Raw genomic sequence first — 9,905 nt, 5'->3', positions numbered from 1 at the left:
ATAAGCAAAAGGGGTCAATGTTCGGTGCTGATTGACACGCATCCTCGGTCGGCATCGCCATTGGGCCTCGTGGAGCGGGTCCGACTTCAACCGTCGGCGGCCGTGGGTTCTTCTTCGTATCCTCTTCCTCCAGCCGACGCTTTTCAGCCGACTCGGCCCTGTTAATGTCACGCACATACCAATCGCATTCGGGGCGCTTAGCCTTGAGGATTTCGGTGAGACCAGTCGTGTCGAAGACAGCTGTTTTCAGGTTTTTGTTGTAGGGTTGTGTTTGCAGGACAAGTCTATTCGCGGTGCGAACCTTTTCGACAAAGCCGTCCGCATCGCCGACCTGCGTCGTCGTGCGATCATCGAGAACGAGCATTTCATCGGTAACGGGCGTTCCCTTGCCGATGCGGTAGGTCACATCTTTCACTTCATATTGCTCACCTTCCTGGCCGCTGATTTTGTCAAATCTTTCGCCGCCAAGAAAATCTCCCCAAAAGACGTGAACCCATGCACTTTCCTTGCTGCACGCTATGCTGAGGGCGACCTCTTGATCGTCGGCCCGCACTAGGAGCCGAATGATTTTTTGATCGGTCATCGGATCGACCTCTTCAGATACGGTCCATTTGCCAAGATTTAGCGCTTTCGCCGGTAAAGCCGCCTCAGCAGGTGCCGTTGTGTTCGACACTTTGCCGCTGGCGGGATCGCATGCCGAAAGGCTGCAAACGACAGCGCCGAGCAGCATAATCTGCGCATGTCTATCGATCCCTGTCACATTGCAGAGCTTTATTTTTGAGATCATCCCGTACCCCGTGGGGCGGTCATCGCGGTGCGTCCCCGCGAAATGCCCCTTCAACCCTCTGGCGATCGGGGAGGTAGTAAACCGCACAACACGGCCTCACGGCCTTTGGTTCAGAGAACTTGGACATACGCCGCAAGCTCCCCGACCATAGGTCGAAGAGTGGTGTCTTTCAGGACACCGATCCTAGTTGTGACGGGCTACTACCCCCGAGAGCGGCACGTACCGCCCCATATTCTTATTCGCGCGAGCGAATGCGCCTGTCAATTGCTGGCTCATGAGGCTGCGGACCGAAGCCATAAAAAAGTGAAGGCAAACGCGGTACCGGCGTGCTCGTTGTTGCCGAAATAAGGCTTAGCCGTGACTTTGTCACAAAATTCGGTGCTTCGCCGATAGCCTGGTTGACACGCCCGTATGACCGACATTCCACGGCAAAGCTTCGCAAGTGAGGTCCGGGTCAACTATCGGTCAGTCGCCCTCCCTGAGGCGGCAGTTCATGTAGGAAGCTGAAGCCGACACCCTGAGCGGTTGCATTACCTGTTGCTAATGAGTCCTTTAAAGTATAGCATAAAATCAAACAATGCCACATTCTAAGCGCAAATACCAATGCCAAGATTGTTGATTGCAGTGGCATTGGTATTAACTTGTTTTGCTGACTACTTCTAATCTCGATAGTTATAAATGAGGCAATCCATGCGGGTGTTCGCGCTGTTTATTGGTACGTCATTGTTGGTTTTAAACACTTCTGTGCTGTCGCAAGAACTGCCAGAATTTGACCCGCCAGAAGGAGGTGGTGTGCCATCCCAGTTGCTACTTGAAAGGCTTGAGGGTGACCTGCCTGGCGCGGCGAACGCAGACTTCGTTCCACGACGGATATTGCAGTCAGCGCTTGATTTACTAAAAGTCTACGAGGGTTGGTCTTCCAAAGCCTACAATGATCCTGCAGGGTATTGCACGATCGGTTACGGTCACCTGATAAAAAAGGCTTCCTGCGAGCCGAATGACTTCGAAAACAAGATGTCGCGGGAAGAGGGCAACACCCTGCTAGCGGCTGATACCGTTCCTGCGCGCAAGATTGTCCAACGCCTTGTGCGTGTGCAGCTGACGCGACGCCAGTTCGGCGCTTTGACGTCGTTCGTGTTCAATGTGGGAGGCGACAACTTTGCTCGTTCGACCCTATTGCGAAGATTGAACGATGGTGATTTCGGGAGAGCGACACAAGAGATGCGGAAATGGATCAGAGCCGGCGGAAGAAGGCTGCAGGGTCTTGCGAACCGCAGAAACTGCGAGGTTGCCTACTTTAACGAAGCAGCCTTGGTGCGGCTGCCAAACGGCAAAATCGATACGAGAACGTGTGCTGTAGGCGTAGGAGCTGCCCCTGACGCTTCTGAGGATATTGATATCGGAACCGGAATGGTGTCGCGATGAAGGCTACTTGCTGCTTGATGCCAATATTGGGCGTCTTAACTTGGGGGCAAGCATTCGCTCAAAACAGCCGTGCCGATGGTCTCGCGTGTGTGAGAAGCTATTTCCAAATCTCAGTAGAATCGACCGACATATATGATCCCGAAGTTGCGTTTGAGCCAAATGAAGCTACGCAACTAATAACGGATATCGCTGAACGGGCGAACTTCGATATCAAACTGAGGGCAATCACGTGCGATCAAATCGATAACGCGGTACCGTTTCAACCCAATGCTAGCGATCAGCTCCCCGAACAATTAAAGTCGCAAACTTTCATTATTTACAGGCGAAGTTGGATGCGCACTATTCTGGGCCAGAAGCGCGAAAAGGCCATATTTATTCTGGGGCACGAACTCGGCCATATTATCAAAAAGCACCAGACGGAGCGGGTTTCATTACAGCGTTTGCAAAAGGAAAAGGAAGCCGACAGAGAAGGGGGCTGCGCAGTCGCGAGACTAGGTGGAGATTGGACGACTCTTGCTGACGTCATCGCTCAAACTCGAGATGAGGTCGCTGGAGATTACCCATCGCGATCGGAAAGCACTAATCTGGCGCGCGAGGGCTTTCTGGAATGTGGAGGTCGGCTTTCTGAAGATAACTTCCCGTCGACAGAGGTCGTGTACTGGTACAAACGAGCTGACAACGGCAGGGTTGTTGAGGCGCTCAATGGCCTCGGTCTGAACGTGGATGTACGCCAGACTGGCATTTATGAGGGTGTGGATTTTTCTGACTACAATACCAGCACTGTGACGTGCCATGCCGGCGCTCCTATCTCGCTAGTGCGCCAAGTTGCGCTTGCGCTTTACGACAACGGGATAGAAATCCGAGGGATCAGCAAACCTGACTTCAAAAATCGAAGAATAAGAAACCGTATCACGGTGGAGGCGACAAGCTGGAATCACGCCCGGTTAACTCGTCGTGCGATTCAAGATCTCAGTTACTGCCCTTCGCAGTACGATCCCACTTACGGAGCTCATCGTTAGCTAAAGGGGGTAACTATGCTACGGCCGAAAGCATCCATCTCCATCTACGCTATGATATCATTCCTCGCTTTGTGTGCGCAGGGAAATGCCGACGGGGGTGACGGACCTCTTTACCGCGATCGGCCCCTTGACGATGCACCTGCGGTCGAATCGCGGTCATCCATCGGCCGCTCGATTTCTGGCTGGGTGTTCCTCGGAAGGTATATGGCTGATGGTACGTGGCGACAACCACGATCCGCAGACCTGATAGATTACTCCCCGAGCGAGCTGGTGGGCCGCCCAATTGTACTTTCCCGGGACGTGAACGTGAGAGACAGGATCTTCGAATTAAAAGATCAGGACGTCAATGGATGTACGATTGTAGAAAGCGAAATCATTGGGTTTTTGCAGGCGGGCCAGGAAGTTATACTCACGGAAGTTACGCCATTTTCTTTTTGCGACACCTATATATGGGCACGAGTGAGGCAGAGGGACTAGAGGAAATCACCTACTGAAACCTCTGCGACTGTGATTAATCCCTGACAAACGGTTTCCAATTCACCTTATGTTCCAGTGCTTTATGGGTCCGGGGAAGCTGCCATTGGAACCGACTTGCGTTGTTTCTTATGCTATGCAGTGTCACTTTGATTACTCTTAATCAGCGGGTCGTAGGTTCGTGGGCTTCTCTGGAGGAGGATAATTCCGCTGTTTATCGGCTCAACTGGCCGCTGCCCTGGAGTGATTTGCAGCGCCGCTTCTGCCTCTCGATTATTAGCCAAGCGGACTCTGAGAAGAGGATAGAATGCGATACACAGAAGCTCGTCCAATCCCTAGCTGTCGGGCGATTTCACTCGCGCCGACACCCGTAGCCCTGAGAGTACGGATTTCATTTTCCCTTCGCTGCGCAGTGGGAGCACGACCCTTGTATTTTCCAGCTACCTTCGCCGCCGCAATCCCCTCACGCTGGCGGACGAGCATAGTGCTACGCTCGAACTCGGCCATCGCGCCGAACACTGTCAGCAGCATCTTGCCAGACGGGGATCTCGTGTCCACCTCGCCGCCGCCGAAATCCAGTATCCGCAACGCCACACCTTTTTTCTCCAAATGCTCGATGAGCGAAAGCAGGTGCGCAGTGGATCGCGCGAGACGGTCGAGCTTGGTGACGACAAGGGTATCCCCCTCCCGGACGAATTCCATCGCCGCTTTCAATTCCGACCGCGCCCCGACCGAAGAGACCTGCTCGCTGAAGACCTTCGTGCAACCCGTTGCACGGAGATCGCGGAGCTGAGACTGAAGTCCGGCTTCCTGCTCAGCGGTGGAAGTTCTTGCATATCCGATTATCATGCAACCCTCAGTTTCCAATTGGCTTTTAGACACAATGAGAAACTGTATCGAAATTGCAAGAGATAACTTCAGTGAGACGCCGCATATCCCGGCAGTGCTGTCCCACTCGGGCAAGGTCTTATGAGAAGCAATTCCACGGTTCTTGTGATTGCGGGCGTGCTTACCTCACGGCCTTTGCTCGTTTGCAGTTGCGCGACGAAAGCTATTTGCAGGGTCTTTTCTATCAACGAGTACATCAAAGCGTACGCAACCATTGCGACTTAAGCCATTGACAGGAGGCAAGAGCTCGAGAGAGAAAAGAAGCACGGGGATGACGAATGCTTGATGAAAAACTGCTTGCTCTGAAGCTTTCAATTGAAATGCACGGCATAGATATCGCAGCCGATACCTTCTTGTTGGACAGGTTGCCGCATCTTTTTCGCGAGGATTGGCATCTTTACCGTCAATGGAAGCGAAAACTGGCCTCCTTGATCCAAGTTGATCCTCGGAATATCAGCGTTGTGGGAAGTGCCTGCACTGGGTTTAGCTTAAATCCACTAAAGAATTTCAAAAATTTCGACGGCAATTCGGATGTTGATGTAGCGATCGTCTCTGAACATCATTTTTCAATTTCATGGAGAGCACTAAGATCAACAAACCTAAGCGCTGTTGGTGACCACAAGATGCGGTCTGCGATCGGCGATCACCGCTCGCGATATATTTACTGGGGATGCATCGCCGCAGACCGGATCTTGGGTTTGCTTCCTTTCAAACGCGAGTGGACTGAAGCCATGTATGCAATGGCTGGAGAGAAACCTACCGAAGAGCGCGAGATCAACTTTCGAATATATCGAGATTATGACGCCTTGCGTGCTTACCATATGAACGGCATGGAAAACCTCAAATCGAAAATTCTGGAAAATTGATGGACCACAACTTCTTAAACTCCACCACTCACAACGTGGCGTGGCTTCACAAGCGCTATCTAAATGAAGAACTTGTGTTAAAGGCGCCCTTCCAACGAAACCCCGTGTGGACTGACAAACAGAAGTCATACCTGATAGATACGATTTTGCGGGGATACCCTATCCCTGAGTTGTACATGCAGGAATACACGGATGACGACGGTAACGACGTCTACACAGTGGTAGATGGCCAGCAAAGGGTCCGAGCTTGTATCGATTTCATTAATGGTGAATTCAGCCTGTCCGAAAAGGACAGCCCGGAATGGGCGGATCTTTTTTTCGACGACCTTACGGGCGCCGATAAAAAGAAAATCTACAACTATAACTTTGTCGTGCGAGTTCTCCCTGAAGTGCCGGAAGCCGAACTCAGGTCGATATTCAGCCGGATCAACAGATACGTGGTGGCGTTAAACAAACAGGAGCTGAGACACGCGACCTATTGGGGAGAGTTCATTACATCTCTCGAAGCTATCGGAGATAATGAACTCTGGGCGGATATCAACGTCTTCACGCCGACCGATGTGAGACGCATGAATGATATCGAGTTTATCAGCGAGCTGGCTGTTGGCTTCCTACATGGCCTTCAGAATAAAAAGTCCAGCCTTGACCGGTGGTATCAGGCATATGAGCAGGAGTTTCCGGATCGACGCCGAATGGAACGCGCTTTTCACGCTACACTTAGTGAAATCATGGCGGCCCTTCCCAATATAGCGCGCACAAGGTGGCGAAAAAAGTCGGACTTTTATTCGCTATTCCTGCTGTTGGCGGAAATCCATCGTAAGTTCCCCTTAGCCGCTGATGAGAGGAAAGAACTCGGATCTCGATTAGAAAAGTTCGCCGAGTTAGTAGACGATCACCTACGAGACCCTGACAGGCCGGGCATACCAAAACATATTAGAGACTACTCGGTCGCTGTAGAAAAAGCCGCCTCGGACTTGGCCCGGCGCCGGGCACGCAGACAATCAATTTTAAGAGCATTAGCCCCGGACATCTCCGGACTGTGGCCAGATTGAATGCGCTGTGCCGCCGTTCCCGCTTCCCTCGTACTCACTCCTTCACGACTAAGTCTTGAGACCTAACCAGCTCAGGGCCAGAGCGTGGATGTGTGGAGGAGTTGTGTTTACTTTCTTAACCTCCACCTGCGATACCCTGACCGGAGGGGACAAAGCATGTTAGCCAATTTTGAAGAACTAATCCTTCGCATCGCCGATCCTGCTTCCCGTGCACACTACCACGAAGCCGTGCGTTGTTATGAAAGCGGCGCACTCAGGGCAGCCATAGTTTCGGCGTACGTCTCGTTGTGCTTCGATCTGGTAGAGAAGCTAAGGGCTATGGCTGATCTCGGAGACGGGCGAGCGAAGGAAGAGTTTAGCAAGATTGAAGAGTTCAATAGGCAGATCCGCAACGGCAACGTTGAAGTGATCAAAAACGTGCTGGAATTTGAACGAGGGCTTTTGGAGCTATTTCACAAAGACTTTGAGTTCCTCGACAACCACGAATACTCAGAATTGGTTCGCTTACGAGATGACCGAAATAGGTGTGCCCATCCCACCTTTCTTGACACGGGAAGCGCCTATTCCCCCTCACCTGAATTAGCGAGGCTTCACATCCGCAACGTCGGTCTCTACGTTCTAGGTCAGCAGCCTCGCCATGGACGAGCAGCCATCGCCAGCCTGAAGAACCTGATTTTGTCGCCGTTCTTTCCTCTCGTCGATAACCTTGCGGTTGAGCGGCTTCGGACCTCCGAATTTGCAAATGCTCGGGGACCACTGATCAACGGCATTATCGACGAGCTGCTATTTGGCTGGCCTGATCCGGATAGCGACTTTCATCATAAAAACTCGGCGCTGATCGCGCTTTTTGCGATGGTGCAAATTCATCGCCCAGCGTCGATTGAGAGGATCAAGTTGGCTGTACGCAAACTGCTCAAACGACCTGAAGAAGATGCAATACACTTAGGTGGTTATCTAGTCTTGACAATTGCCGACGTTGGCGAGGACATCGATCCGGGCTCCGTAGCTACTTTGGCAACATGGCTCCAGCACCTCGACGACGCCCATACATCTAATCTGCTTTCAATGGCGTGCGAAAACAGAACGTTGCGCCCCCATGCGCTCGCTCGAGTTGCGACTTTGCAGCCGCAGAACTTCGTAGGTCAGCAAAGGTTTCCACCTGTAGAGATAGTTGACAGAGCTGTGGAACTCTACTCCAACGTTAAAGACTGGTATTCCGCCAACGCGTGCGCAAGCCAGTGCGCTGTTCCGTTAGCGCAGTACATGTCACCCTCCCACGTTGACCGAATATTTGCAGCCGCTTCTACCGGCCAAGCCGACCTACGGGGGAGCCACGAATTTCCGACTTTCATCCGAGCCTTGGTGAATAACAACACAATCAGCGAAGATGTTCTCTTGGAATTAATGCAAAAAAACTCGTTGGACAGTTACCGTCACTTGGTTGAGGTCTCCTCGGCCACGGCCCTGCCCTCTGGCTAACCCCAGATCGGACACGCGACATGCAATGAGTATTTCGGTTTGCATCGAGGTCGGTGCAAAAGGAGACGTGGCATAGTCAGTTCTCCCCAGTAATGTGAGAAAGATCGAACTTTGGCAGAACCGCCTTCTCCAGCCACGGTTTCAGCGTATCTGCCTCAAAACCCTGTCCGTAGGAACGGCTAGTTTTCATACTGCGAGACCAGCCTTGGATGGCCTCGCTGTAGTTCTCCGGCACTTGGCCCCGGTCAAGTGCGTCCTTGAGGGTGTGGCGCAGCATATGGAAGCAGGTCTTCGCATCCATATCCTTGATGCCGCATGCCCTCAGGAAGGTGGCGAAGCGCTTTGAGAAAATTGCCGTCTGTGTGCCATCGGCTCCCGACGGAACGTCCGGGAAAAGGGCGCGGTCCTTGGATTTCCGCTTTTCCTCCACAAACTTCAAGAAGCCCGCTTTGATGAGCGTGGAGTGTACCGGCACCTCACGGCGACTGTAGGTATTTTTTCCCTTGTGTTTGCTTAGGTCAAAATAAGAAGTGCCGTTTTCGCTGATGCGCACATTATCCGCTGAGAGGCGCAGGATTTCGCCTTCGCGCATTCCTGCAAAAAGAGCGATCAGCGGCACCCAATACCGGCTGCGCTTGATAATGTTTGGTCCCGGCGTCGAGAAGCCGTATTCATCGTCCTTGCAGCCTCGGTAAATCGGTGAGTTGAAAATCGCTGTAAGCTGCTCTCCGTTAAATGAGCCGCGCAGCTCATCCTTCGCTGGGCGCTTTCCGCGTGGCTTGATGTCGACAACGACCAATTCGTTTGTCAGCCGCTCGTGGCCCGCCCACGTGAACAGACGGACCATTAAGGCGACGTAGAGGGCCTGTGTGCCGTAAGACATCACGGGAAGCTCATTGACCCGGGCGTATTCAATGACCTCGTCCAGCGAAGCTCCCTCGCCCGGCGCGTCCTTTTTCTTGGAATAGTTTGGCGGCAACTTCGCCACCGTATCTCGAAAGGCGAAGCACCGCTCGCGGGTAACAGTCTCAATTGACGTTTCCGAACCGAAGAAGGATTTGATGACGCCCAATATCGCTCGGTATTTCACCTCGGTTTTCGGCGCTTTCGGCTCCAAGGAAATGACCTGATCCCAAAAAGTTTCGATCGCAGACGATACGGAAACTTTGGGCCTTTGCGCATCAGCCACCTTCGAGAGATCGCCAGTACTCGAACCTGCGAATAATGCGTCTCGGGGATCGTCGGCGAAATTGCCGTCAATGCGCTCCAGTTCGATTTGATTGGCGACCACCAACGCACGGCGAACCAAATCCAGAACGCGGTTATCGACGCGCTGGCGCTCCGCGACAGCATAGCCATTGCGCTTGAGAGCATTTATCGCCGCAAGATAAACCATTTGATCGGCTTCACTGCTTCCCCTGTCCCGCAAATTGCCGATGTCACCGCTGATCTCGTGTCGAAAGTCTTCGAGCGCATCCTGAGAGACCGGGATTTTTTCTTTTGCAGTTATCTTGTCGCCGTTCGCGAGCCGCTCCACCACGAGCGCCCGCGCTATGGCAATTGCCTCTGCTTCACTGACGTTCAGAATGTCCCCCGGAACATCTGAGACCGCAGAAACCGTGATTACCTCACGCCGACGGCGTATCTCAGTGAATTCGGCTTCGAGCTTAGCGGCTTCCTCATGAAAGCGGCCAACAGCGATCTTGTAGTCTTCGGTATCAAGGCTGATGGGGATTTCGCGCTTGCCGTAGCGTTCAACGAGGTCCTTCGGAACGCGCTTTCGATAGTACCAGATGCGGCCACGTTGCACGAGGCCCGGAGGTTTTGCCATATCGTCCATGCCCGTGCGTGTAGCACATTTGTGTAGCAGTAGACGACAAAACCTTCGACCAAGAGCCGAAAATCCAGGGATTGC

At 52.7% G+C, this 9,905-nt stretch carries 8 protein-coding genes; 5 read left to right on the top strand and 3 right to left on the bottom strand.

Features of this window, described 5'->3' with window-relative positions:
- The coding region (locus CO670_RS26845; RefSeq protein WP_141502406.1) for a hypothetical protein at positions 1-787 on the bottom strand (787 nt) is incomplete at its 3' end.
- A 690-nt stretch (positions 788-1,477) separates the two neighbouring features.
- Here CO670_RS26845 and CO670_RS26840 point away from each other — a divergent pair.
- Both CO670_RS26840 and CO670_RS26835 read left to right on the top strand, forming a co-directional pair.
- On the top strand, positions 1,478-2,212 hold the full coding sequence (locus tag CO670_RS26840; RefSeq protein ID WP_176539031.1) for a lysozyme: 735 nt from the start codon (positions 1,478-1,480) through the stop codon (positions 2,210-2,212).
- Positions 2,209-3,231, top strand: a complete 1,023-nt coding sequence (locus CO670_RS26835; RefSeq protein WP_097593017.1) for a M48 family metalloprotease — start codon at positions 2,209-2,211, stop codon at positions 3,229-3,231. Before CO670_RS26840 ends, CO670_RS26835 begins: the two co-directional genes overlap by 4 nt.
- 750 nt (positions 3,232-3,981) lie before the next feature.
- Here the strand turns inward: CO670_RS26835 and CO670_RS26825 are convergent.
- A complete protein-coding gene (locus CO670_RS26825; protein WP_097593015.1) occupies positions 3,982-4,554 on the bottom strand; it encodes a recombinase family protein in 573 nt (190 codons plus the stop codon).
- Positions 4,555-4,871: 317 nt separating this feature from the next.
- Here CO670_RS26825 and CO670_RS26820 point away from each other — a divergent pair, with 317 nt between their 5' ends.
- The 3 genes from CO670_RS26820 (at position 4,872) to CO670_RS26810 (ending at position 7,990) form a co-directional block, all read left to right on the top strand.
- A complete protein-coding gene (locus CO670_RS26820) occupies positions 4,872-5,459 on the top strand; it encodes a hypothetical protein (protein ID WP_097593014.1) in 588 nt (195 codons plus the stop codon).
- Positions 5,459-6,511 carry a DUF262 domain-containing protein gene (locus CO670_RS26815; RefSeq protein WP_097593013.1) on the top strand — a complete coding sequence of 351 codons (1,053 nt, stop codon included), beginning with the start codon at positions 5,459-5,461 and terminating at the stop codon, positions 6,509-6,511. The genes CO670_RS26820 and CO670_RS26815 overlap by 1 nt, the downstream gene beginning before the upstream one ends.
- Positions 6,512-6,667: 156 nt before the next feature.
- Positions 6,668-7,990, top strand: a complete 1,323-nt coding sequence (locus CO670_RS26810) for a hypothetical protein (protein WP_097593012.1) — start codon at positions 6,668-6,670, stop codon at positions 7,988-7,990.
- A 76-nt stretch (positions 7,991-8,066) separates the two neighbouring features.
- Here CO670_RS26810 and CO670_RS26805 read toward each other — a convergent pair whose 3' ends face one another.
- Positions 8,067-9,830 (bottom strand): site-specific integrase, encoded by a 1,764-nt coding sequence (locus CO670_RS26805; protein WP_097593011.1) that lies wholly within the window; start codon positions 9,828-9,830, stop codon positions 8,067-8,069.
- Between the last annotated feature and the right edge of the window lie 75 nt (positions 9,831-9,905).

Origin of the sequence: Rhizobium sp. J15 (assembly GCF_002531825.1) — a bacterium.
Classification (GTDB): Bacteria; Pseudomonadota; Alphaproteobacteria; order Rhizobiales; family Rhizobiaceae; genus Rhizobium.
This window is presented reverse-complemented; position numbering and strand designations above follow the sequence as displayed.